We start from the raw sequence: 21,356 nt of genomic DNA, 5'->3' as shown, positions 1-21,356 counted from the left end.
GCGCCCCCCAGCACCGTTCCCGAAAGGACGACCATGGCTTCCTCCTTCCGTCCCCTCAACCGCCGCGCCATGCTCCGCGGCACGCTGGCCGCCGGCGCCGGCGTCGCCTTCGGCCAGCTGCTGTTCTCCGGCACCGCACAGGCCTACGCGTGGTCGCGCACCCTGCAGCAGGGCGCAAACGGAGCCGACGTGACCGAGCTGCAGATCAGAGTCGCCGGCTGGGCCGCGGACAGCCCCTCCCACAGCCGCGTCAGCATCGACGGCGACTTCGGCCCCGGCACGGCGGCGGCCGTCCGCCGGTTCCAGGCGGCGTACGGCCTCAGTGTCGACGCCGTCGTCGGACCCAACACCCAGGCCAAGCTCAACTCCCTGGAGCAGTCGGACGGTTCCACGCTCCACTTCAACTGGAGCGAGTTCGAGGACCGGGTGAGCGGCACCTTCAGCGGCGGCAAGCTGAGCGCGTCGCAGGTGAAGGAGAACGTACGCCGCTGCATGTACAAGCTGGAGGCCGTGCGCAAGAAACTGGGCGACAAGCCGATCACGGTCAACTCCGGCTTCCGCAGCATCGCGCACAACGCCGACATCGGCGGCGCCAGCGACAGCATGCACCTGTACGGCACCGCGGCCGACCTCGACGTACCCGGCGTGTCCAACAAGACCGTCTACCAGAAGGCAGAAACCTCCGGGTTCTCCGGACTGGAGACGTACAACACCGACCACCAGCACGTCGACAGCAGGGCCGACCTCGGGCGTGCCTGGTGGTGGGAGAACGGCACGGTCTGACACCGGCCGGGACGTCCGCAGCCTCGGGTGCCGTCGTGACGGTACCCGAGGCTCCCGGCTTCTCAGCCTTTCGGCGTGTTCTTCAGCGCCGCCTCGCACGAGGGCCAGTCGTGGAAGTCGTGCCGGACGCTCCACAGCCGGTGCGCCGCCTGGATGTTCCACTCCGGGTCGAACGCCCGCAGCGGTGTTCCGTGGAGATCCAGCAGGCGGGCGTCGGAGATCTGGAACACACCCCAGTTGCGGCTGCCGTTGGTGTTGGGCAGCACCCACAGCGGGTCGAGGAACGACGCACAGCGGGCGATCGCCACGGCGGTACCGGGGTCCTCGACGAACACCTCGCGGATCCGCCGCGCCACCTTCGCCGGCGACCAGGTCGCCATGCTCACCTTCCTCGCGTAGAGCGCCTTCCGGGTGGCCTCGTCGACCACGCCCCGGGCCGTCACACCCGCCAGCACCTGGAACGCGGTCACTCTGCGCAGCGTCTCCGGCCCGAAGTCCCCGTCCACGGCCAACCTGCCCTTCGCGCGCACCAGCAGGCTCTGGACCTCGCGCACGCACGCGTCGTGCTGTCCCATGCTCACCGTCGCGCACGCCGGGGAGTCCAGCACCTTCTCGCCGGCCGCCGCAGAGGCATCTGCCGGGTGCCCGGGGGGCAGCCACACGAAGCCGGCCACCAGCAGCACCGCGACCACGGCTGCCAGGACCGCCAACCGCGAGGAGAGCCGTCCCGGGAGCCGGGACCGTAACGGCACCGGGCCGCGGCCGGACGCCGGCTCCGGCAGGGTGTCGTCCCGCGGTCCCGGGGCCGGCTGCACGGGCGCGGCAGGTGCGCCCTGCGCAACGGGTACCTCGCGCACCGGCCGTGGCCGCGGGGTCTCCTCGTCCGGCACGGCCGTTGCGTCCCGGTCGCTGTCGGCCAGCGCCCACAGCCGGTGCAGTTCGCGCAGCTCGTCCGAACTGGCGCCGCACACCTTGGCGAAGGCGTGCACCACCCGGTAGTCCCCCGGAACGCTGCGACCGGAGCAGTACCGATGCAGGCTGGAACCACTGACACCGGTCTCCTTGCCGAGGCGGTCGTAACCCCGGCCGCTGCGGTCCTTCAGCATGCGAAGGTGGGCGGCGAATTTCTCGGTACGCGCAGAGGCAGCCACAGGTCCCCCCTTGATCAAACCCCTACTGACGGGTAGAAGCTACACCGCGAACCAGCGCCGGAGTGCTCTTTCACCGGGGGACACGACCACCAACGGGCCTACGCGCAGGGCCATTTGAGGACGAGGCCGGAGCAAGTGGCCCGGTGTCGGCGCGGCGGCGCCGGGCGCGGGCCGTCAGCGCTTCTCCTTGCCCGGCAGGGAGGTGGGGCCTCCGTCCAGGCCGACGGACAGGTTGGTGGCGGTGACGTCGACCGTCGTGGCCTTCAGGCCCAAGGGGTAGGCGGCGTCGGTCCGTTGTGTCAGCCCGGCCTGGATGCGGTCGACGAGCCGGGCGGGCGCGGCCCTGCCGAGGATCTCCGCACTGTCCAGGTGCAGGGCCACGCGCCCGTCCTGGAGCCGGGGTTGCACGGTCACCCGCCCGAGCCCGCCCTCGCCGAGTTCGAGGGTGATGGTGTCGGCCTCGTCGTCGAAGCGGACGGCCGTGACCGGGAGCCGGCTGTCCCGGTCGCTGGTCATGGACTGCAGCGAGGTGGCGGGGATCTCGACGTCGGCGTGGGTGCGGGCGACCGTTGCCGAGCGTTCGCCCGCCAGGCGAACGTCGGTCAGGCGGGCATGGACGGAGACGTCAGGGATACGCCCCAGGGTGGCGTGGTCGTTGCCGATGGCCACCGAGTCGAGATGCCGGTGGAGCAGCTCGACCACGGCCGACCCGCCGTCGACGTCCACCTCGCTGCCCTTGCCCAGGGCCCGGTCGGCCGCCGCGGCCAGGCGGCTGTGCAGCAGCGTGCGGGCGGCGAGCTCCGTGACGCCGGCGGCGAGCAGCACGACGGCGAGGGCGACGGCGGTCACGGACGCGGCCCGGTGCCGCCGGAGCGCGGAGGGAATCATCGCGACTCTCCCCGGGTGGCCGGGACCGCGGCGGCTGTCTTCCCTTCCGGGGCCTCAACTCCCCCTTCCGGCGGCGGGCCTTCGGGATCCAGGTGCGGCAGGAGACGGTCCAGCGTGCGCGGCAGCCACCAGTTGGCCTTCCCGAGCAGGTACATGGTGGAGGGCACGAGGATCAGCCGGACGAGGGTGGCGTCGATGATGACGCTGACGCCGAGGCCCAGCGCCAACATCTTGATCACGACGTTGGTGGAGAGCAGGAAGGCCAGGAAGACGCTGGTCATGATGAGCGCGGCGCAGGTGATGACGCGGGCGGTGCCGGCCAGTCCGGTCGCGACGCTGAGATGGTTGTCCCGGGTGTGCAGCCATGCCTCGCGGATGCGCGAGAGGAGGAAGACCTCGTAGTCCATGGACAGCCCGAAGACGATGGCGAACATCATCATCGGCACGTACGACTCCACCGGTACGGGTTCGCCGACGCCCAACAGGGCGCTGCCCCAGCCCCATTGGAAGACCGCGACGACGACGCCGTAGGCGGCGCCGATCGACAGCAGGTTCAGCAGGGCCGCCTTGAAGGCGACCAGCAGGCTGCGGAAGACGGTGAGCAGGAGGAGGAAGGCCGCCGCGACCACCACCGCGACGATCAGCGGCAGACGGTCGACGACGACGTCACGGAAGGTGAGCTGGGCGGCGGTGACGCCGGTGACGTAGCCGTGTGCGCCCCCGTCCGCGAGGGCGCCGGGAAGAGTGTCGTCCTGCAGGCGGTGCATCAGGTCGGAGGTGGCCTGCTCCTGAGGACCGGTGTCCGGGGTGACGGTGGTGATCAGCAGGGCGTGGTCGCCGCTGGTCACGGGTGTGGTCACCTGGGCGACGCCGGGTGTCGCGGCCAGCGCGTCGTGCAACGTCCCGGACAGCGCGGTGGTGTCGCCGTGCGTGTCGCGCAGGTCGGCGACGATCGTGAACTGACCGTTGGCGCCCGCTCCGAATCCGTCCGCGACGAGGTCGTAGGCGCGTCGGTCGGTGTAGTCGGTGGGGTCGGCGCCGTTGTCGACGTGTCCGAGGCGCATGGAGGCGGCGGGGACGGCCAGTACGGCCAAGACGAGGGTGCCGACCGCGAGGAACACCCAGGGACGGCGGCCCACGACCGCGGCCCAGCGGTGCCAGGTGTCGGCGGTACCGCTCGGTTCGTCGACCGGGGTGCGCACCCGCCAGCGGTCGATGCCACGGCCGGCGACACCGAGGAAGGCGGGGGTGAGCGTGAGGGCGGCGACGGCGGCGGCCAGGACGGTCAGGCCGGCCGCGAGACCCAGGGTGCCGATGAAGGTCACCCCCGAGGCGTACAGGCCCCCCAGGGCGAGGGCGACGGTGGCCGCGGCGACGATGACGGCGCGGCCGCTGGTGGCCACGGCCCGGCCCGCCGCCTCGGCGGGGTCGTCGAGGGTGTGCAGGAGACGGCGGTGCCGCGTGCTCAGGAACAGTGCGTAGTCGATGCCCACCCCCAGGCCCATCATGGTGGCCAGCGTGGGTGCGGCGTTGCCGAACGTGAACACCGCGGCCAGCAGGCCGAGCAGGGAGATACCGGCGAGCAGTCCGACCACGGCGGTGAGCAGCGGAAAGGCGGCGGCGGCCAGACTGCCGAAGCCGGCCAGCAACACGACCACGGCGGTGGCGAGGCCGATCACCTCGGACAGCCGGTCCGCGGCCTTCGGGCGCGCCGACTGCCCCAGGGGACCGCCGTATTCGACCTCCACGTGGTCGGCGCGCAGGCCGTGCACCGCCTCGTCGACTCCGTCGAGGTAGGCGGCCCCCAAGCGCGCGGGGTTCTCGGTGAAGCGGGCCGTCATGATGCCGGTGGCGCCATCGGCGGAGACCGCGCCGGGCGTCTGCAGCGGGTCGGCCACGGCGATCACCCCGGGCAGCTTCCTCAGCTCGCGCACCGCGGTGGCGACGGCGTCCCGATGGGCGGTGAGCGCGCCGCTGCCGGTGTGCAGCACGATCTGGGAGGCGGTGCCGCGTACGTCGGTGGATCCGTGCGAGTCCAGCAGGTCGGCACCGGCCTGCACGGAGGTGCCCGGCAGCGAGAAGTCGTCGTCGTAGGTGCCGCCCCAGGTGCGGTCGGCGGCCAGCACGGCGAGCAGCAGCATCAGCCAGCCGGCGATCACCCACCACGGCCGTCGTGCGCACCAGCGGCCGAGCCGGTGCAGGCGGCCGACGCCTGCGGAGACTGTGGCGTGGTCGGGGTGGTCGGGGTGGTCGGGGTTTCGGGGCGTTGCGGAGGCGTGGGGCATGCATCGTTCCTGGTCAGGCCCTTGCCGGACCCTGTGCGGATCCTTGCTGGGCGGGGCGGTGTGCCGGGGGCCGACCTGGGGTGGTGCCCCACGGCGTCGTGGTGCGGAGCGCGGGTGAGGGTGGATCGCGGCGTCAGGGCGCGGCGCCGTGCGCCCGGGCCCGGCGCCGGACCTGCCGTCCGTGTCCGCCGGAGAGCGCCTCGGCCCGGATAGCCGCCCGCCGGACGACCCGGTCGTACCCGTTCAGGACACCCAACGTCCTGATGTCGTAGGTGTGTTGAGCGGGTGGAGCCGTGAAGCGGCATGGTGAGTTCCCGGCCGCGAGGCGTATCCGTGCGCCGTAGGCACCCTTCAGCGCGTCCTGCCGGATCCGCGCCGCCGCCCTCTGCCGCTGCGTCGGCCGCAGGGCGACCAGCTCGCCCAGGTCGGCGCGGAGGGCCGTCGGCAGGCGGCCGGGCAGGTACCGGGCGCCGGGCGGGCACCAAGGACCGGGCAGAGACCAAGGACCGGGCAGGTCCCGGGCGCCGGTGGTGGCGAGACAGACGCTGCGGACACCGGCCGGGCCCGCCGAGCCGCTCACCTCGGCCGTGCCGGCAGGTCTGAACGACGACGCCGTCCAGACGAGCGCGGTCACGGCGGCGGTGGCGACGGCGGGTGCGACGACATGCCTCCGTCCTGCCAGGACGGTACGGACGCGGATCACGGTGTTCTCCCCTTGCTCGACGGCGGCCTCAGCCTGGCCGGGGCATGCGAGCGGAACGTTCGGCGCATGTTCGGGGCGTGTAAGGGCTGGTCGTGAGCGGGCCCGCGCCCCGCCCGGCTGGTTAGCATCGGAGGCCGGGCCGGAAGAGAGAGGCACATGCCGGAGAGCAAAGGGCTCGTCCTGGTGGTCGAGGACGAGCGGAACATCGCCGACCTGCAGCGGCGCTATCTGAGCCGGGAAGGCTTCGGCGTCCATGTCGAGACCGAGGGCCATGCCGGGCTGGCCGCGGCCCGCCGGCTGCGCCCGGCGGCGATCGTGCTGGACATCGCGCTGCCCGGCATGGACGGCATGGAGATCTGCCGCCGGCTGCGCGAGGAGGGCGACTGGACGCCCGTGCTGTTCGTGACCGCCCGGGACGAGGTCACCGACCGCATCCTGGGCCTGGAACTGGGGGGCGACGACTACCTCACCAAGCCCTTCTCGCCGCAGGAGCTCGTCGCCCGCGTCAGGAGTCTGCTGCGGCGCGCCGCCGGCCCGGACCGGGACCCGGTGCGCCGGGTCGGGCACCTGGTGCTCGACACCGGCCGTCGCACCCTGCACGTCGACGACCGGCCGGTGGAGCTGACGACGACCGAGTTCAACCTGCTCGCCTTCCTGATGCAGCACCCCGGTCAGGTGTTCACACGCGAACAGCTGCTCGCGCAGGTGTGGGGCTACGCCGGCTACCGGGACACCCGTGTGATGGACGTCTACGTCTCCCAGCTGCGCGCCAAACTCGGCAACGCCAGTCCCCTGCGCACGGTGCGCGGAGTGGGCTACAGCGTCAGTGACGGCGGCCGGTGAGCATCGCACGCCCGCACGGCTCCCTGGCCCGCAGCATCGTCCTGCTCACCACCGCGGTGGCCGCCGTGGCCGTGCTGGTGACCGGCCTGTTCGCCTGGCGGATCATCGGCACGAACACCGAGGCCCAGGAACGCGACCAGTTGTCCCGCCAGGCGCGGGTGCTGGCCCGTACCCCTCCCCTGGCCTCGTGGATGCTGGACCGGCAGCAGCGCATTGCCGGACCCGACGACATCAGCCTCGCCCTCGTCCGGCCCTCCGGCGGGGTGGACGGGCCCGCCGCGTCCGTCCTCGACGCCGGACGCCGCACGGCGCTGCTCTCGGGCCACGCCGTGTCCGCGACGGCCCGGCTCGACGGCCACCAGGTCGTGGTGGAGGGGGTGCCCACGGCCACCGGCGGCGGGCTGGTCCTCGCCCAGCCCATGAGCGCCGTCGACCAGGCCACCGGCCGGATGCGCGGCGCGCTCGCACTGCCCCTGTTGCTGGGTCTGACCGGCGCGGTCCTCGGAGGCGCGCTCCTGGGTCGGCGCCTGGCCCGCCCGGTGGTCCTGGCAGCGCGGACCGCGCACCGGCTGTCGGCGGGTGAGCGCGGGCTGACGGTCCCGGCCGCGGGACCGGCCGAAGTGGCGGAACTGGCCGGTGCGTTGAACACCCTGGACGCGGCGCTGGCCCACAGTGAGAGCAGGCAACGCGACTTCCTGCTCTCCGTCTCCCACGAAATCCGCACCCCGCTGACCACCGCGCGCGGATACGCCGAGGCCCTCGCCGACGCGGTCATCACGGGTGACGAGGTGCCCGCGGCCGGACGCATCCTGCGCACCGAGATCGACCGACTCGAACACTTCGTCGGCGACCTGCTGGCCCTGGCCCGCCTCGAAGCCGACGACTTCCGCCTCGACATCGCCGAGGTCGACCTCGGCGACCTGGTCGGGGAGACCGTAACCGCCTGGTCAGCCCGCTGCGCCCAGCACGACGTCGACCTCCGCGTCGAGCGACCGGACCCTCCGCCCGCTCTCACCACCGACGGCATCCGCGTACGCCAGCTTCTCGACGGACTGGCCGAGAACGCCCTGCGCGTCACCCCGGCCGGAAAGCCTCTCGTCATCGCCCTGCGCGCGGAGGGTCCCGACGCTCTGCTGGAGGTGCGAGACGGCGGCCCCGGTCTCACCGAGGACGACGTGGCGGTCGCCTTCGAACGCGGAGCTCTCAGCGAGCGCTACCGCGGTGTCCGCCCCGTCGGCAGCGGCCTGGGCCTGGCCATCGCCCACCGCCTGACCACCCGCCTCGGCGGCGCCATCGCCGTACGGGGCCACGGACCCGAGGGCGGGGCCTGCTTCACCGTCCGGCTGCCGCCCTTGGCCCCTGGGCACCACACGCCCGGCGGGGGCCGGAGGAGTTGACGACAGGAGGGCTCCCGCGCGCGGGCCCTTCGGCGGGCGGCCCGCGTCGCCGCCGCTGCGACCGTGGTCGCTGCGTCCATACGGTGCCGGCGGCGACGCGGGGACGACGGACCTCAGGTCAGCGGGGCCCGGTGGTCCGGCGGGCCCCCACCGTGCCGCCGGGTGAAACGCCGGCCCGGCGGTGCCGTCGTGCGCGGAGCCCGGGCACCCGGGCGTCCGCGGCCCACCCGAGCAGCCGGCGCCCGGGGTCACCTCGGGAGCCGGGTCACGGCAGGAACCGGGTCACGGCAGGAGCCGCGTCACGGCAGGAGCCCTCCGGGCCTCGGCCGTCGCGCGTCGGCCGGGGCTCGGAGGGCGGGAGCCAGGCGCGTTCCGACAGCGGCGCCGTCCGCCGGCAGCACAGGCGGGACCACCGGAACACGCCCTGCGTCAGCAGCGCTTGGCCGTGGTGGCCTGGCCCGGCACGGGGTCGCCCGGGGCACGCAGCGTGCCGATCGCCGCGGTGCACTCCGCCACCGTGTCGGCGGGCAGGGACCAGAACTCCTGGCTGTTGGTGGCGTTCCACCAGTCCTGGCCCACGACCTCGTCACGGGCGTAGCTGTACACCCCGGTGCTGACGTCGTAGTCCTTGATCTTGCTGCGGAAGCTCTGCCACACCCAGACGTAGCCGTAGTTCGCCTTGCACCTGGGCGAGTAGAACTGCTTCACGGAGGCGACGTGCGCGCCACCGCGGTTGATGTAGGCGGTGGCTCCGATCTGATAGGCGTCCGAACAGACGCCTGCCGCCTGCGCCTTGGCGCTGAGCGGGTTGCCGGTCTCGGACGGGGTGGTCGAACGGGCGGTCAGACTGTGCTTGTTGGGCGACGGAGCCGGACCGGTGCCGGCGACCGCGGAGGCCGCCGGCAGCAGGACGCAGGCGGAAGCCGCCGCCACGACCAGGACGGATCGAGCACGCATGTGGAAGTTCCCCCACTTCTTGGTGTGTGACTCGCAGGACGGTGAAGCCGGCGCGGGCAGCGACATCTCAGGGCAGAGCGCCGTCAAGAGATGGAGAACATCACGAAGAACGCTGTCCACGTGTTTCGGTCATCAGGTCGGACCACCGGGACCGCCGGATGGTTGTGGTGCAACACACCTGTACTGAGGAAGAGTTCGATGCGCGCGACCGGCGGGCCTGCGGAACGGCAGCGGACCGGTGGTCATGCTGCGCGCCGACTTCGACGCCCTGCCCGTCGAGGAGGAGACCGGCCTGCCCTACGCGAGCACGGTGCGAGCCACCGACGCCGAGGGACGCGAAGTCCCGGTCATGCACGCCGTCTGTCTGGTGGGCGCGGCCACGCTGCCGGCCCGGACCCGCGAGAGGTGGCCCTCGGGCCGCAGCGGACCCTGCCGATGCCGCTGGTCGCCGCGAGCGAGGACGTGGGTATCTTCGGCGAAGCCGCCGACGTGCCCGCCGTCTTCTGGTTCTGGGGCGGACGCGACAGGGAAACCGCGCTGGCCGACTTCGCGTCCGGGAACGTCGACTCACTGCCGAGCAACCACTCGCCCCACTTCGCTCCGGTCGTCGAGCCCACACGGACCACCGGCATCCAGACCCTGACCCTCGCGGCCCGCACCTGGCTCACCTGACGATCACGCCCGGCCGCCCTTCGTCCGCCACAGGAAGACAACTCGCGGCAATAGCGGACCCTTGCGGCTCTCAGGGCCAAGCATTCCCAACTAGTCTTTTCTGCCCCGGTAGTTCGTCACGTCACAGGCTTCCCTAGGATGGGCGCCGACCAACACGAGCCGCGCATATCTGGGGGCGTGGCATGTCGGCGGTGTGCCCATGTGTGAGGCCGCCGGGAGGAGATCTATCCATGTTCCGTGTTCGAGGGCGGTCCGTACCGTCCGTCCCCGTCGCCGTGCTCGCCTCGGGCCTGCTGTGCGCCGGAAGTCTGGCCTTTGCCGGAACGGCCTCGGCCGACGACGGCGGAGACGCCAACGTCGCCGTTCTGGGCAACATCGTCCATGGTGGCCGCGTCAACATCCTCGACGAGTCGGGCAAGGTCGAGGAACGGCTGACCGGCGGCACGATCCGGCTGACGCTGCAGGACGGCGCCCTCGAGACCTACTGCATCGACATCCACAACCCGACGTCGAAGGGCACCAAGTACACCGAGAGCGACTGGGACCACTCGGTCCTGTCCGACAAGAAGGAGCGCCTCGGCAAGATCCGCTGGATCCTGCAGCACGCCTACCCCGTGGTGCAGCCGGCCGAGCTGGCCTCGAAGGCTGGTGTCAAGCGGCTCGACGAGGACACCGCGGCCGCCGCGACCCAGGCCGCCATCTGGCACTTCTCCGACGGCGTGAACGCGCACCCGAAGAACGGCGCCGCCGACAAGGTCACCAAGTGGCTGGAGGGCCAGGCCGAGCAGCAGGGCTCCGCCGAGGAGCCGCTGCCGTCGCTGCAGCTCACCCCGAACAGCGTGTCCGGCACCAGCGGTGACAAGGTCGGCCCGGTCACCGTCAACACCAGCGCCGACAAGGTCTCCATCGGCCTCGACGACAAGTCGAAGGCCGACGGCGTGACCGTCGTCGACGGCGACGGCAACCCCGCCACCACCGCCTCCAACGGCGACAAGCTCTTCTTCAAGGTGCCGGACGACGCCGCCAAGGGCGAGGGCACCCTCAACGCCTCGACCACCACCCGCATCGAGGTCGGCCGGGTCTTCTCCCCCGTGGACAAGAAGAGCCAGACCCTGATCCTGGCGGGCAGCACCGACGTGCCGGTCTCCGCGACCGCGACCGGCGCCTGGGCGCCGAAGGAGCACAAGGGCCCGATCCCGGCCGTCACCTTCGACAAGGACTGCACCGCGGGCGGCGTCCAGGTGACCGCCACCAACAGCGGTGACCAGGACTTCACCTTCACGCTGAACGGCGAGAGCCACACCGTCCAGCCCGGCAAGTCCGAGAAGGTCCTGGTGAAGGTCGGCGAGGACCAGGCCTACTCCATCAAGGTCGAGGGCCCGGCAGGCTTCGGCCCCTGGAAGACCGAGGGCGTCCTGGACTGCAAGACCTCCGACAACGGCGGTGGCGGCAACGGTTCCTCCGCCAGCCCGTCGCCGAACGCCCCGACCACCACGAACGACAACACCTCGGGCGGCGACCTGGCCCAGACCGGTGGCAGCAGCGCCACCCCGGTCATCGCCGGCGTCGCGGCGGCCCTGCTGATCCTCGGCGGCGGCCTGGTCTTCTTCCTCCGCAAGCGCCGCTCCACCCCGTCCGCCTGAACGGACACCCCACCCCACCCGGTGACCCGGCCTGAACCGGCCTGAACCGGGAAGCTGCCGCCGTCGGACACTCATCGAGTGCCGACGGCGGCGGCCTTTTCCCCCAAGACCTCACCGCACGCGGGACCGACGCGCCCAAAGGCCATCACCCGTGTCAGTCGAGTGTTCTGTTTGACCTGAAAGCGACTACTGAGTCACTCCCTCCACCACCAGATTCAAACGTGTAAGGAGGCGGTGGATGGGGTGGCCGGCCGCACCCTCGACGCGTGGTCACCGCCGTCGCGGCCCACTCACAACACTCATGTATCAGGGGGAACACTCACCCATGGCCCTGACCAGGCTCACGAAAGCAGTCATCGGAACCGTCACCGCGGCCACACTGGGCGTCGGCACGCTCGCCGGTGCGACCGCGGCCACCGCGGCGCCCGCCCAGCAGGCTCCCGCCCGTACCGTCAGCATCCAGGCGGTCAACAACCTCGGCCTGAACACCGCCGAGGGGAAGAGCGTGCAGTGCTACGTCCGTGACGCCGTACCTGTCGGCAAGTACAACCCCGGCACCATCGACGGCCAGCTCGGCACCAACAGCTGGAAGGCGTGGCAGCGTTTCCTCAACGACCGCGGCTACAACGCCGGCACCGTGGACGGCGTCGTCGGTCCCAACACCATCCGCGGGCTCCAGCGCTTCCTCGTCGCCATCGGCTACGACACCGGCGGCATCGACGGCGTCGCCGGAACGAAGACCAGGGCCGCGTGGAAGGCGTTCGCCAACCTCGGCGGAGGCTGGTGCTGACCGGACCCGACCGCCGTCCGGTGCGCCCGGCCCGTTCGGTCGGGGCCGGGCGTGCCAGGTGAGTCGGGCATGCGCCGTTGATCAGGTGCCCGGTGGCCTGGACCGTGTGAGGTCCAGGCCACCTTCGTCCCGTGCCGGAGGTATCACTCTGGCGGTGGTCCAAGCGCGCGTTCCGGCCGGTTCAGAGGTCCCGGGCCGGCGGCCTCACCACGCTGGAGGTTCCCCAGCACCGCCGCTCAGCGGCGCCGGTGGCTGCGGGCGCGGGCCAGGGCGAAGCCGCCGCCTCCGGCCACGATGAGGACGGCGCCCGCTCCGGCGACGTAGGGCGTCAGCGGAGTGGTGCCGGTCTCGGCGAGATTCTCCTCGCTGTGCTCACCGGCGGACTGGGGACGGGCGTCGTCACGAGCCGGGGTCGCCGCAGTGGACGGTTCCTCCGCAGGTGCGGCTCCCGCCGCCACGGAGGTACAGCTCGCCTCCGCCAGGGTGACGGTTCCTTCCACGCTGGCGACGTTCAGCTTCAGCGGATCGACGGAGACGTGCAGTCGAAGCGCGGTCGCCGCAGCGGTACGGCTGGTCGTCGCCGTGCGCGACAAGTCGAGCCGCACCGTGCCGACGCCGGGCGCCTCCACCGTCTGCGTGCCGCTGACGGTGAGCGGGATCCGTCGGCCGAGGACGGTGACCGGGCCCGGGATCGCCGAGGTGGCGAAGGGCTTTTCTCCGGCCTTGCAGACCGCGGTGGAGGTCACCTGCTCGACCTCCACCAGGGCGAGCAGCGGCACCCCCGGGACATGTACCCGCGCGTGGACGAGGTGGGTGCTCGCCTTGGCCGCGTCGTGCGTGACCTGCGCCTTGGCCGTGGCGACATCCGCCTGTAGCACGCTCACGGGCCGACCGCCCTCGACCGCGTCGAGCTTGATGTCGAGCGTCTTCTTCTCGGCCGTCGCGGGAGCGTGGACCTCGTTGAGCGAGGTGTGCAAGGGCACGGGGCCGAGTCCGCCGAGGCGTGAGACATCCAGGCCGACACGCAGGACAGCCGCGTCGGCGCTGCCCCTTTTCACGTCTCCGGGATGGGCGGACGCCGCGGTCCCCAGTGCGGCCGGCCCGGCGGCGAAGGCTCCCAGGGCGAGCAAGACGGCCCAACCGCGCGCGGTCACGGACGGGAGCGAGACAAAGCTGTTCAAGGTGACGAGTCCCCTGCTTGAAACTACAGAACGATGAGAGAGCACGCCGCGCGTCGGCATCCGACGAGGCGGCACCAGCCCAGACTCATCCTGTCGACACCGATAGCGGCCAGACAAGCACGAAATGCCCATTCGCCACAAAGAGTTAGTTTCGGATCTCCAGTTCGCCTCGCCGGTTGCGCCGTCCGAACGACCCGCGGGTGCGGCCCGGCGCAGACCGCCGTCCGGCACCGGGTCCCGGCCCGGCGAAGGCCGCCCCTCGGCAGCAAGTCGCCGCCCCGCTGCTGAAGTTCATCGGAGGTACGCGCCGACGAGGGCGGCCCCGGGAGCACCCGGGCACCGCCCCCCGCACTCTGTCCCACCGGCACGCGTGCGAGAATGCGGCCCTTGGGCGGACAGGGCGGGGGCACGGTGGCCACCCGCGCCGTGGGAGTGGGGGTAGCCATGAGGTTGGCCATGTGCCCGCTGTGCAGCGACGACGAGGACATCGAAGTGGTGCGCGCTCTTGAGGGCGGCCGCCGGATGGTCAAGCACCGCTGCGGCTACACGTGGGAACACAAGGAGCCGGTCGACCCGAAGAAGAAGCCGTCCTACTCCTTCCTCGACCTCCAGGCCCGTTTCCCGAAGCCCGAAGACGTCGAACCCGGACGGCTGGAGCGAGCGGCCCGGCTCAAGGCGCAGTATCTCGCCACCAAGCCGGCCTTCGACCCCGAGGTGGCGGCGTACTGGAAGAAGTACCAGAACATCTTCTCCGCCGACGGGTTGCGCACATGCGATCCGAGGGTCCTGAAGGACTTCGCCAACTCCGACGTCGGAGCCCACCCGGGCAACCAGGCCACTTTCAACTCCGCGTGGAACGAGTTGGGTGACGCCGCGGCCGGGGAGGCGACCCGCAGGACGATCGAGCACCTCCTGTACGGGCCTGCCGACGTGCCGCTCGAAGACAGGCTGCAGGAACTGCTGTCGGGCACCAGGCCCTTCGCGATGACCGGGTTCAAGGAAGCCCTCCTGACCAGGGTTCTCTGCGTGGTGCACCCCGAGCGGTTCCTGTCCATCCTCAAGTACACGACGGAGGCGGGTGGCAAGCGCGAGATCGCACGGGCGGTCTACGGGCTGGAGCTGCCGGCACCCGAGTCGGTGAACTGGACCCTGGGGCGGCTCATCCTGTGGAGCAACGACCTCCTGCACGCCCTCGTCGGCGAAGGCTTCGCCAACCAGCAGCACTCCGCCGCCTTCTTGTGGTGGGCCAAGGACCAGCCCGCGGAATCTCACTGACGCCGCTCCACGAGCGCGTCCCGGTCTCGAGCCCTGCGGCGCGACGGCGATGCAGCCCGTACGGCTCCCGTCGCCGTGGGCCAGGTGGGTGCCGCCGCCGTGGCGCTCGGCCTGATGCTGCCTCCGGTGCCCGCCTCCCGACCTGCGGCCGGCAGGCCGTAGCGGGCGAGGGCACCCGCGGCGACCTCCACCGCGATCTTGCTGTCGCGTTCAGGCCGGGTCTGGCCGCCTCCGCCTGAGCACGCCCGCCTGAGCACGCCCGCCTGAGCACGCCCGGCTGAGCACGCCCGGCTGAGCAGCCGGAGAGCCGTTCGCGCCGCGCCCCATGCCGCGGAGGCCGTGCCGACCACGCCCCTGCACACGGCCGTCATGATCATGACGCGCGCCCTCCCGCTCCTCCGCGTCGCGCGTTGCCGCCCGGCTGCCGCTCGACAGATGGCCGGACGTCCCCGCCCGCGGGGAACACGGCCGCGGGAACCCGCCCTCCGGCCGCGGCGCCCGCGCACTACGTTCTCCGTGTGGCCGTCACACGCGCGTCGCCCCGGCCGGCCGGGCGCTTCGGCATACAGAGTGGGGAAACGGCACGGCAAGAGGCGGACACCGCCGCGAGGAACGAGTCCGCTCACGCGGAGGGATGAGGTGCACACGATGGACGCAGCCGGCTGGGACGAGCGCTACCGGAGCAGCGAACTGGTGTGGAAGTCGGCGCCCAACCGCTTCGTCGAGGAGGTGCTGGGCGGTCTGGAACCGGCCGGGCGGGCAGTGGACCTCGCCGCCGGTGAGGGACGCAACGCGGTCTGGCTCGCGGAACGGGGCTGGGAGGTGGACGCCGTCGACTTCTCCGCCGTAGCGCTGGAGAAGGCCGGGCAGATGGCCGCGGAACGGGGTGTGCGGCTGCGGACCGTCCACGCCGATCTCATGGCCTGGGAGCCACCGGAGGCGACGTACGGTCTGGCACTGGTCGCCTATCTGCACCTGCCGTGGCCGGACATGGCACGGGTACTGACCCGGGCCGTCTCCGCCGTGCGCGCGGGCGGCTCCCTCCTGCTCGTCGGGCATGACGCGGCCAATCCGCGGCACGGTCACGGCGGCCCGCAGGATCCGCGTGTGCTGTACACCGCCCAGCAGGTCGCGGACCTGTGGCGGCCGCACGCCGACATCCTGCGCGCGGAGACGGTCGACCGGCCGGTGACCGACGCCGAGGGCGCCGGCCGCACCGCCCTCGACGCGCTCGTCCACGCCGTACGGACCTGACCGGTACGAGGGCGTCACGGCGCGCTTCGTCTGCCACCTGATCTCCGGGTCAGGGGAGAATCCGCAGGTATTCGCGGTCGCCGAGGAGTTCCAGACGGCGCCAGAGCACCGGGTTGCCGGACGCCTGACTGGCGTGGCAGGCGATGGCCCGGTGCTGCCGCCCTCGTGGCACCGGCTCCACGACTCGGCACGCGGCCGGGTCCCGGCCGCTGAAGGACGTGCCGAACTCCTCGTTCAACCGGTCCGCCACGTCCTGCGGCAGGGTCCAGCCCAGGACCGCGACGTCGGCCCGGCGGGCGGCGGACAGCGCGGCCCTCGTGGCCTGTTGGTGGTCCCGGTGCCCGGTGACTCCTCCTTCGTCGAACACGAGCAGGTGGCTGGGGCGCTGCTCGTCGAGCAGACGGGTCACCTCCGCGGCGAGCCGGTGCGGCGGGATGCCGGTGAGGCCGCCGTCCGGGTGACCGGCCAGTTCCACCCGTGTGACGCCCAGTTCCCGTGCGGCGCGGGCGAGTTCGTCCGCGCGTACCGCGTGGAGGTCGCCGGGCCTGCCGTGCAGGGTGGACGCCTCGCCGTGGGTGAGGCAGAGCACCGCCGCGGGCACACCGGAGTCGGACAGCAGGGCCAGGAGGCCGCCCAGCCCGAACGACTCGTCGTCGGGATGGGCGACCACCGCCAGCACGCGCGTTACTCCGTCCGGCAGGCCGGATCCGGTGGCGGCCATCTCAGGTGTAGATGATCTGGCTGCCGGCCGCACGGTCGTAGAACTCGCCGACCGTGATGATGTCCTGGACCTGGTCGACGAGGTCGTCCTTGTCGAGTTCGAAGAGGTCGACGGACGCCTTGCAGGCGTAGATGCCGGCGCCGGTGTCGGCGATCATCTCGATGAACTCGGGGATGGGCGGGATGTCGAGCTTGTCCATCTTGCGTTCCATGGCGTGGGTGACCATGTCCGGGACGCCGGGCAGGCCGCCCAGCAGGGTGGGCAGGTGCAGGCCGGGGTTGCCGACGGTGGCCAGCTTGATGTGTTCCCAGCGCTTCTTCGAGATGGCGTCGAGGCCGAAGAAGGTGAAGAACAGGTCGGCCTCGATGCCTTCGGCGCGGGCGCCGTTGGCCATGATCAGAGCGGGGTAGATCCCTTCCAGGGAGCCCTTGGAGACGATGATCGAGACCTTCTCGATCGTGGCGGTGTCGGCCATGACGGCTCTTTCTCCTCAGATGCAGCCGCGGGGCTTGGGGATACCGGCGATCTTCGCGGCGGTCTTCGCCGGTCCCTTGGGGAAGAGCTGGTAGAGCTCCTTGACGCTCACCCCGGACGTCTTGCCGAGCACGCGGACGGTGGGGCCGGTGCCCTTGGCCGCGTACTGGGCGCGCATGAAGCGGATGACCGTCCAGTGCCGGTCGGTCAGCGCCTCGATGCCGCTCTCGCGGGCGATCTGCTCGGCCATCGGCTCGGTCCACCGGGCCGGGTCGGTGAAGAAGCCTTCGTCGTCGACGGGGACTGGGGTGCCGGCGTAGGTGGCGGTGGCGGTGGCCATGACGGGAATCCTGTTCTCTCGCGGGGACGCGTCGGACGGACGCATCAGACGGGGCGGTGGTTCTTGCCGCGCTCGGGCATCGCCGAGCCGATGCCGGGCATGTCCCGGCCGGGCAGCAGGCTGTGCCAGTACAGCCACTCGAAGGCGAGCTTGCCGAGGTGGCCGGCGTGCGACTCCTTGAGCAGCGGCAGGCCGACGGGGCCCGGGTAGTGACCGGGCAGCGGCTCGGTGTCGTAGTTGAAGTCGATGAGCAGGGCCTTGTGGAAGCCGGTCTCCACGAAGCAGCTGGTGTGCCCGTCGAAGGAGGCGTCCAACGGCTGCCCGGCGAGGAAGCGGCCGATGTTGTGCACCAGCACCTCGCCCTCGAAGTGGGCCACCGAACCCGCCTTCGACGCCGACAGACCGGCCGCGTCGCCGATGGCGAACACCTCGGGGTGGTCGGGGTGTTGGAGGCTGTGCGGGTCGACCGGGACGAAGCCCAGCTCGTCACCCAGGCCCGCGGAGCGGCCCACGTACGCGGCGCCGCCGTGCAACGGCACGACCACCGCCAGATCGAAGGGCACCTCGCGCCCGTCGTACGACACCAGCCGGCCGCCGGCGCCGTCGACCTCGCCGAGCGCGAACTCGGTGACCAGGTCGACGCCCTTCTGCTTGAGCAGTCCGCCGAGCGCCTGGGCCGCGACCGGCTTGGTGAAGGCCGCGTCCAGCGGGGTGGCGTAGGTCAGCTCGACCCGGTCGCGGATGCCGCGCCGCTGGAAGTACCAGTCGGCGAGGAAGGCGAACTCCAGCGGCGCCACGGGGCACTTGACCGGCAGGTCCGCCACGTCGATGACGATACGGCCGCCGTCGAACCGCTCCATCGCGTCGTGCAGGGCGGTCGCACCGCGCAGGTCGTAGAAGGTGAGGACGTTCTCGCCCCAGCCGGGGCCGGTGAGCCCCTCGGTCTCCTCCGGCAGCAGCGTCGCCCCGGTGGCGACCACGAGCACGTCGTAGCCCAGCCGGATGCCGCCGGCGAGATGCACCGTCCTCCCGTCCAGGTCGACCCGCTCGATCCGTACGCTCTTGTAGTCGACGGCCGGGTCCAGCTGCCGGGGGCGCGGACGCACGAGGTGCCGCGGCTCAGCGAGCCCGAACGGCACGAACAGCAGCCCCGGCTGGTACAGGTGGTCGTCGTCCTGATCGACCACCGTGACGCGGTACTCGCGTTCGTCGTACGTGCGGCACAGGCGGTTCGCCGTCATGGTGCCGGCGGTTCCGCCGCCGAGGATCACGATGTGTTTGCCCATGCCCCCACTGTCGTGCGCGGGGTGGGAGCGAGACATGGGCCGCTGGTCCCTGGCCGGGTACCCACCCGGGTATACCTTCGGCCCCTTCACGGGTCCCGGCTCGCTCAGGTGAGGCGGTGCGCGGCTCCGCGCCTCGCGGTCCACCGCGATGCCGTGCCCGTGGATCAGCGGGCGATCGAGATCGCGAAGGGGGCGAATCCGCCGGACCGGATCACGTGCGGCACGAACAGTACCGCGGCCTCCGTGGCGCGGGCGGTCCGGATCCCGCCGAGATCGGTGATCCACTCCTTGCGCCAGCCGAGGTCGACGAGCAGTTCGCGGACGGTCTGCTTGGCCTGCGGGTCCTCGCCGGAGAGGAAGGCGTCGGGCGCCTGGGTGAGCGTGGCCGGTGCGGTCATCACGGGGAAGAGCATGGTGTTGAGCGTCTTGACGACGCGCGTTTCGGGGAGCGCTTCCTGGAGTTGCTCGGCGAGGCTCGAGCCCGGGTGGATCAGGTCGGCGGGCAGTCCGTCCGGTCCGTCGGTGGTGGCGTTGGAGACGTCGACGAGGATCTTGCCGCGGAGTTCGTCGCGCAGGGCGGCGAGCCGTTCCAGGGAGCCGTCGCCCGGGGTGGCGTTGATGACGATCCGGGCGGTGCGGGCGGCGTCGGCGGCGGCGCCCGGCGTGCGGTCCGCGACGGTCACTTCGTGTCCGGCCCGGGTGAGGGCTGTGGCCAGGCTGCCGCCGACGCGGCCGTTTCCGAGAACGGCGATCGTGGTCATGGCGATGTGGTCCTTCCGTACGTGGGGGGGCGTGGTGCGCGGTCAGCGGGAGAGGGTGGCGACGGCTTCGGCGTGGACAGCGGGCGCGGCGGCCAGGAAGCTCTCGCTCCGGGGGGTCCAGGGGCGGCCCTCGGCGTCGGAGATCCGTCCGCCGGCCTCGGTGACGAGCAGCGCGCCGGGCAGCAGGTCCGCGCGGGCGCCGGCGAACTGCCAGAAGGCGTCGATCCGGCCGGCGGCCACGTTCACCAGGTGCAGGGTCGCGGGCACGGCGGTACGGACGACGAGCGCGTCGAAGAGCATCGCGGTGATCGAGGAGCCGACCCGCCGCACGACCTTCTCGTCCTCGTCCGGCCGGGCCTGGCTGGTGGCCACGATGCTCAGGCCGAGGTCCGCCGTAGGGGAGACGTGCAGCGGCCGGCCGTCGAGGTGGGCGCCCGCGCCGGTGAGCGCGGTGTAGGTCTCGCCGGTCAACGGCAGGTGGACCACGGTGAGCACGGGCTGGTTGTCGCGCACGAGGGTGGCGGTCACCGCCCACTCCGGCAGGGCGTGCAGGTGGTTGACGTTGCCTTCGGCCGGATCCACGACCCACCATTCGCCGGGCGGCAGCGCCCCGGCGTCCAGTTCGTCCTCCACCCAGCCGGCCTCCGGGCGCAGGCGCGTCAGGCGAGGGCGCAGGATGGCGAGGGCCGTGTCGTCGTTGGCGGCCAGCGCGCGCATCAGCTCCTCGCGGGACTGGTGGTGGACCACCTCACCGAAGCGCTCGCGCAGCACCGAACCGGCTGCCCGGACGGCGACGGCGGTCTGGCCGAGCAGGTCGGCATCGGAGGTGGCGAGGTCGGTGGACCGAAGCGTTTCGGACATGGTGGTACTCCCGGGTGAGGAAGGGTGATGAGGCGGGTCCGGCCGAGCGGTGTGTTCCGTCTTGCGCTCTCGTCTCGACGGTATAGAGCCCGTTGATTAACATCAAATGCATGTCAAGCACGGCTAGGATGACTGCCATGCAATTGGATTTGAACCTGCTCGCCGCGCTCGACGCACTGCTGGAGGAGGGAAGCGTGGCCGGGGCGGCCGCACGCCTGCACGTCACCGCTCCCGCGATGAGCCGGAGCCTGGGCCGAATCCGGCGCACGACAGGGGATCAGATCCTGGTGCGCACCGGCCGCACGATGACCCCGACGCCGTACGCGATCGCCGTCCGGGAACAGGTGCACGAGCTGCTGCACCAGGTCCAGGGGGTGCTGGCACCGAGCCGTGCACTCGATCTGGCGACGTTGGAGCGCACTTTCACACTCCGCTGGCACGATTCCCTGGTCGCCCTGAGCGGCCCCGCGCTGCTCGCGGCCGTGCGCGAACAGGCGCCGGGCGTGCGACTGCGTTTCGTCGCGGAATCCAGCATCGACACCCCCGAGCTGCGGCGGGGCGAGGTCGACCTGGAGGCGAACGCCAACCGCCCGAGCGCACCGGACGTGCGCGCCGAGAGCGCGGGCGAGACCCACCTCGTCGTCGTCGTGCGGCAGGGGCACCCCCTCACCCGCGTCAGGACCGTGACCGCGGAGCGGTACGCCGCCGCCGAACACGTCACCGTCTCCCGGCGCGGGAACCTCGGCAATGCCGTGGACGACGCCCTCGCGCGGCTCGGCCTCACCCGCCGTGTGGTGGCCTCCGCGCCCACGGAGGCGGCCGCACTGGAGTTCGCGCGCGACTCCGATCTCCTGATCAGCGTCCCCGAAGCCACCACGCGCTCAGCCGTCGCCGACCTCGGCATGGTCGTGCTCCCCTTCCCGCTCGAACTCCCGTCGGCACGGATATACCTGTCGTGGCATCAGCGCTACGACACCGATCAGGCCCACGCCTGGCTGCGCGGGCTGGCACGAACCGCGCTGGCCCGGTGCTGAGCGTCGTGGTCCGCGCCGTCCGGCCGCACCACTGTCCGGGTCATACGCCCACGACGG

21 protein-coding genes are annotated in these 21,356 nt (G+C 71.9%); 9 read left to right on the top strand and 12 right to left on the bottom strand.

Annotated features, from left to right (window positions below; genetic code table 11):
• Nucleotides 1–33 precede the first annotated feature (33 nt).
• Entirely contained in the window at nt 34–783 is a 750-nt protein-coding gene (locus ACIRPX_RS21155) for a D-Ala-D-Ala carboxypeptidase family metallohydrolase (RefSeq protein ID WP_404196634.1), read from the top strand.
• A 62-nt stretch (nt 784–845) separates the two neighbouring features.
• On the opposite strand, the gene ACIRPX_RS21150 is transcribed toward ACIRPX_RS21155, so the two are convergent.
• From ACIRPX_RS21150 to ACIRPX_RS21135, 4 genes are all read right to left on the bottom strand, one after another.
• Entirely contained in the window at nt 846–1,934 is a 1,089-nt protein-coding gene (locus ACIRPX_RS21150) for a helix-turn-helix domain-containing protein (RefSeq protein WP_404196632.1), read from the bottom strand.
• 174 nt (nt 1,935–2,108) lie between these two features.
• Nucleotides 2,109–2,822: a hypothetical protein gene (locus ACIRPX_RS21145; RefSeq protein ID WP_404196630.1), complete on the bottom strand. Its 714-nt coding sequence runs from the start codon at nt 2,820–2,822 to the stop codon at nt 2,109–2,111.
• Nucleotides 2,819–5,107: an MMPL family transporter gene (locus ACIRPX_RS21140; RefSeq protein ID WP_404196627.1), complete on the bottom strand. Its 2,289-nt coding sequence runs from the start codon at nt 5,105–5,107 to the stop codon at nt 2,819–2,821. Before ACIRPX_RS21140 ends, ACIRPX_RS21145 begins: the two co-directional genes overlap by 4 nt.
• Nucleotides 5,108–5,240: 133 nt before the next feature.
• The gene (locus ACIRPX_RS21135) at nt 5,241–5,810 is read right to left on the bottom strand and encodes a hypothetical protein (protein WP_404196624.1); all 570 of its coding nucleotides are present in this window, start codon (nt 5,808–5,810) and stop codon (nt 5,241–5,243) included.
• A 156-nt stretch (nt 5,811–5,966) separates the two neighbouring features.
• On the opposite strand from ACIRPX_RS21135, the gene ACIRPX_RS21130 reads away from it, so the two are divergent.
• Together ACIRPX_RS21130 and ACIRPX_RS21125 are read left to right on the top strand one after the other, a co-directional pair.
• The gene (locus tag ACIRPX_RS21130) at nt 5,967–6,653 is read left to right on the top strand and encodes a response regulator transcription factor (protein WP_404196621.1); all 687 of its coding nucleotides are present in this window, start codon (nt 5,967–5,969) and stop codon (nt 6,651–6,653) included.
• The gene (locus tag ACIRPX_RS21125) at nt 6,650–8,050 is read left to right on the top strand and encodes an ATP-binding protein (protein WP_404196619.1); all 1,401 of its coding nucleotides are present in this window, start codon (nt 6,650–6,652) and stop codon (nt 8,048–8,050) included. The genes ACIRPX_RS21130 and ACIRPX_RS21125 overlap by 4 nt, the downstream gene beginning before the upstream one ends.
• 429 nt (nt 8,051–8,479) lie before the next feature.
• Here the strand turns inward: ACIRPX_RS21125 and ACIRPX_RS21120 are convergent, their stop codons facing one another.
• Entirely contained in the window at nt 8,480–9,007 is a 528-nt protein-coding gene (locus ACIRPX_RS21120) for a hypothetical protein (protein WP_404196616.1), read from the bottom strand.
• Nucleotides 9,008–9,412: 405 nt separating this feature from the next.
• Between ACIRPX_RS21120 and ACIRPX_RS21115 the strand changes: the two genes are divergently transcribed.
• From ACIRPX_RS21115 to ACIRPX_RS21105, 3 genes are all read left to right on the top strand, one after another.
• A complete protein-coding gene (locus ACIRPX_RS21115; protein WP_404196613.1) occupies nt 9,413–9,679 on the top strand; it encodes a hypothetical protein in 267 nt (88 codons plus the stop codon).
• A 230-nt stretch (nt 9,680–9,909) separates the two neighbouring features.
• Nucleotides 9,910–11,322 (top strand): Cys-Gln thioester bond-forming surface protein, encoded by a 1,413-nt coding sequence (locus ACIRPX_RS21110; RefSeq protein WP_404196611.1) that lies wholly within the window; start codon nt 9,910–9,912, stop codon nt 11,320–11,322.
• Between the two features lie 325 nt (nt 11,323–11,647).
• A complete protein-coding gene (locus tag ACIRPX_RS21105) occupies nt 11,648–12,112 on the top strand; it encodes a peptidoglycan-binding protein (RefSeq protein WP_404196608.1) in 465 nt (154 codons plus the stop codon).
• Nucleotides 12,113–12,348: 236 nt separating this feature from the next.
• On the opposite strand, the gene ACIRPX_RS21100 is transcribed toward ACIRPX_RS21105, so the two are convergent.
• Nucleotides 12,349–13,266 (bottom strand): SCO1860 family LAETG-anchored protein, encoded by a 918-nt coding sequence (locus ACIRPX_RS21100; RefSeq protein ID WP_404196605.1) that lies wholly within the window; start codon nt 13,264–13,266, stop codon nt 12,349–12,351.
• Nucleotides 13,267–13,737: 471 nt separating this feature from the next.
• Between ACIRPX_RS21100 and ACIRPX_RS21095 the strand changes: the two genes are divergently transcribed.
• Together ACIRPX_RS21095 and ACIRPX_RS21090 are read left to right on the top strand one after the other, a co-directional pair.
• Nucleotides 13,738–14,568, top strand: coding sequence for a hypothetical protein (locus ACIRPX_RS21095; protein WP_404196603.1), 831 nt, complete (start codon nt 13,738–13,740; stop codon nt 14,566–14,568).
• A gap of 648 nt (nt 14,569–15,216) precedes the next feature.
• Nucleotides 15,217–15,822: a class I SAM-dependent methyltransferase gene (locus ACIRPX_RS21090; protein ID WP_404196600.1), complete on the top strand. Its 606-nt coding sequence runs from the start codon at nt 15,217–15,219 to the stop codon at nt 15,820–15,822.
• A gap of 49 nt (nt 15,823–15,871) precedes the next feature.
• Here the strand turns inward: ACIRPX_RS21090 and ACIRPX_RS21085 are convergent, their stop codons facing one another.
• The 6 genes from ACIRPX_RS21085 to ACIRPX_RS21060 all read right to left on the bottom strand — a co-directional run bounded on the left by ACIRPX_RS21085 (nt 15,872) and on the right by ACIRPX_RS21060 (nt 20,265).
• Nucleotides 15,872–16,543, bottom strand: a complete 672-nt coding sequence (locus tag ACIRPX_RS21085) for a PIG-L deacetylase family protein (protein WP_404196597.1) — start codon at nt 16,541–16,543, stop codon at nt 15,872–15,874.
• A 1-nt stretch (nt 16,544) separates the two neighbouring features.
• Nucleotides 16,545–17,018, bottom strand: coding sequence for a DsrE/DsrF/DrsH-like family protein (locus ACIRPX_RS21080; RefSeq protein ID WP_404196595.1), 474 nt, complete (start codon nt 17,016–17,018; stop codon nt 16,545–16,547).
• A gap of 15 nt (nt 17,019–17,033) precedes the next feature.
• Nucleotides 17,034–17,357 (bottom strand): TusE/DsrC/DsvC family sulfur relay protein, encoded by a 324-nt coding sequence (locus ACIRPX_RS21075; protein ID WP_404196593.1) that lies wholly within the window; start codon nt 17,355–17,357, stop codon nt 17,034–17,036.
• 44 nt (nt 17,358–17,401) lie between these two features.
• Nucleotides 17,402–18,643: an NAD(P)/FAD-dependent oxidoreductase gene (locus ACIRPX_RS21070; RefSeq protein WP_404196590.1), complete on the bottom strand. Its 1,242-nt coding sequence runs from the start codon at nt 18,641–18,643 to the stop codon at nt 17,402–17,404.
• 164 nt (nt 18,644–18,807) lie between these two features.
• Entirely contained in the window at nt 18,808–19,404 is a 597-nt protein-coding gene (locus ACIRPX_RS21065) for an NADPH-dependent F420 reductase (protein ID WP_404196587.1), read from the bottom strand.
• 42 nt (nt 19,405–19,446) lie between these two features.
• On the bottom strand, nt 19,447–20,265 hold the full coding sequence (locus tag ACIRPX_RS21060; RefSeq protein ID WP_404196584.1) for a 3'(2'),5'-bisphosphate nucleotidase CysQ: 819 nt from the start codon (nt 20,263–20,265) through the stop codon (nt 19,447–19,449).
• Nucleotides 20,266–20,402: 137 nt separating this feature from the next.
• On the opposite strand from ACIRPX_RS21060, the gene ACIRPX_RS21055 reads away from it, so the two are divergent.
• Complete coding sequence (locus tag ACIRPX_RS21055; RefSeq protein WP_404196582.1) at nt 20,403–21,299, top strand: LysR family transcriptional regulator; 897 nt, start codon at nt 20,403–20,405, stop codon at nt 21,297–21,299.
• Nucleotides 21,300–21,356: the final 57 nt, after the last annotated feature.

Origin of the sequence: Streptomyces sp. NPDC101225 (assembly GCF_044767585.1) — a bacterium.
Classification (GTDB): domain Bacteria; phylum Actinomycetota; class Actinomycetes; order Streptomycetales; family Streptomycetaceae; genus Streptomyces.
The sequence above is the reverse complement of the archived record's forward strand: the minus strand, read 5'-3'. Positions and strand labels throughout refer to the sequence as shown.

Coding starts and splice junctions, on each gene's coding strand:
- ACIRPX_RS21120 (WP_404196616.1), bottom strand. CDS start 9,007: ATGCGTGCTCGATCCGTCCTGGTCGTGGCGGCGGCTTCCGCCTGCGTC.
- ACIRPX_RS21090 (WP_404196600.1), top strand. CDS start 15,217: ATGGACGCAGCCGGCTGGGACGAGCGCTACCGGAGCAGCGAACTGGTG.
- ACIRPX_RS21080 (WP_404196595.1), bottom strand. CDS start 17,018: ATGGCCGACACCGCCACGATCGAGAAGGTCTCGATCATCGTCTCCAAG.
- ACIRPX_RS21060 (WP_404196584.1), bottom strand. CDS start 20,265: ATGTCCGAAACGCTTCGGTCCACCGACCTCGCCACCTCCGATGCCGAC.
- ACIRPX_RS21075 (WP_404196593.1), bottom strand. CDS start 17,357: ATGGCCACCGCCACCGCCACCTACGCCGGCACCCCAGTCCCCGTCGAC.
- ACIRPX_RS21140 (WP_404196627.1), bottom strand. CDS start 5,107: ATGCCCCACGCCTCCGCAACGCCCCGAAACCCCGACCACCCCGACCAC.
- ACIRPX_RS21070 (WP_404196590.1), bottom strand. CDS start 18,643: ATGGGCAAACACATCGTGATCCTCGGCGGCGGAACCGCCGGCACCATG.
- ACIRPX_RS21065 (WP_404196587.1), bottom strand. CDS start 19,404: ATGACCACGATCGCCGTTCTCGGAAACGGCCGCGTCGGCGGCAGCCTG.
- ACIRPX_RS21145 (WP_404196630.1), bottom strand. CDS start 2,822: ATGATTCCCTCCGCGCTCCGGCGGCACCGGGCCGCGTCCGTGACCGCC.
- ACIRPX_RS21155 (WP_404196634.1), top strand. CDS start 34: ATGGCTTCCTCCTTCCGTCCCCTCAACCGCCGCGCCATGCTCCGCGGC.
- ACIRPX_RS21110 (WP_404196611.1), top strand. CDS start 9,910: ATGTTCCGTGTTCGAGGGCGGTCCGTACCGTCCGTCCCCGTCGCCGTG.
- ACIRPX_RS21095 (WP_404196603.1), top strand. CDS start 13,738: ATGAGGTTGGCCATGTGCCCGCTGTGCAGCGACGACGAGGACATCGAA.
- ACIRPX_RS21085 (WP_404196597.1), bottom strand. CDS start 16,543: ATGGCCGCCACCGGATCCGGCCTGCCGGACGGAGTAACGCGCGTGCTG.
- ACIRPX_RS21105 (WP_404196608.1), top strand. CDS start 11,648: ATGGCCCTGACCAGGCTCACGAAAGCAGTCATCGGAACCGTCACCGCG.
- ACIRPX_RS21055 (WP_404196582.1), top strand. CDS start 20,403: ATGCAATTGGATTTGAACCTGCTCGCCGCGCTCGACGCACTGCTGGAG.
- ACIRPX_RS21130 (WP_404196621.1), top strand. CDS start 5,967: ATGCCGGAGAGCAAAGGGCTCGTCCTGGTGGTCGAGGACGAGCGGAAC.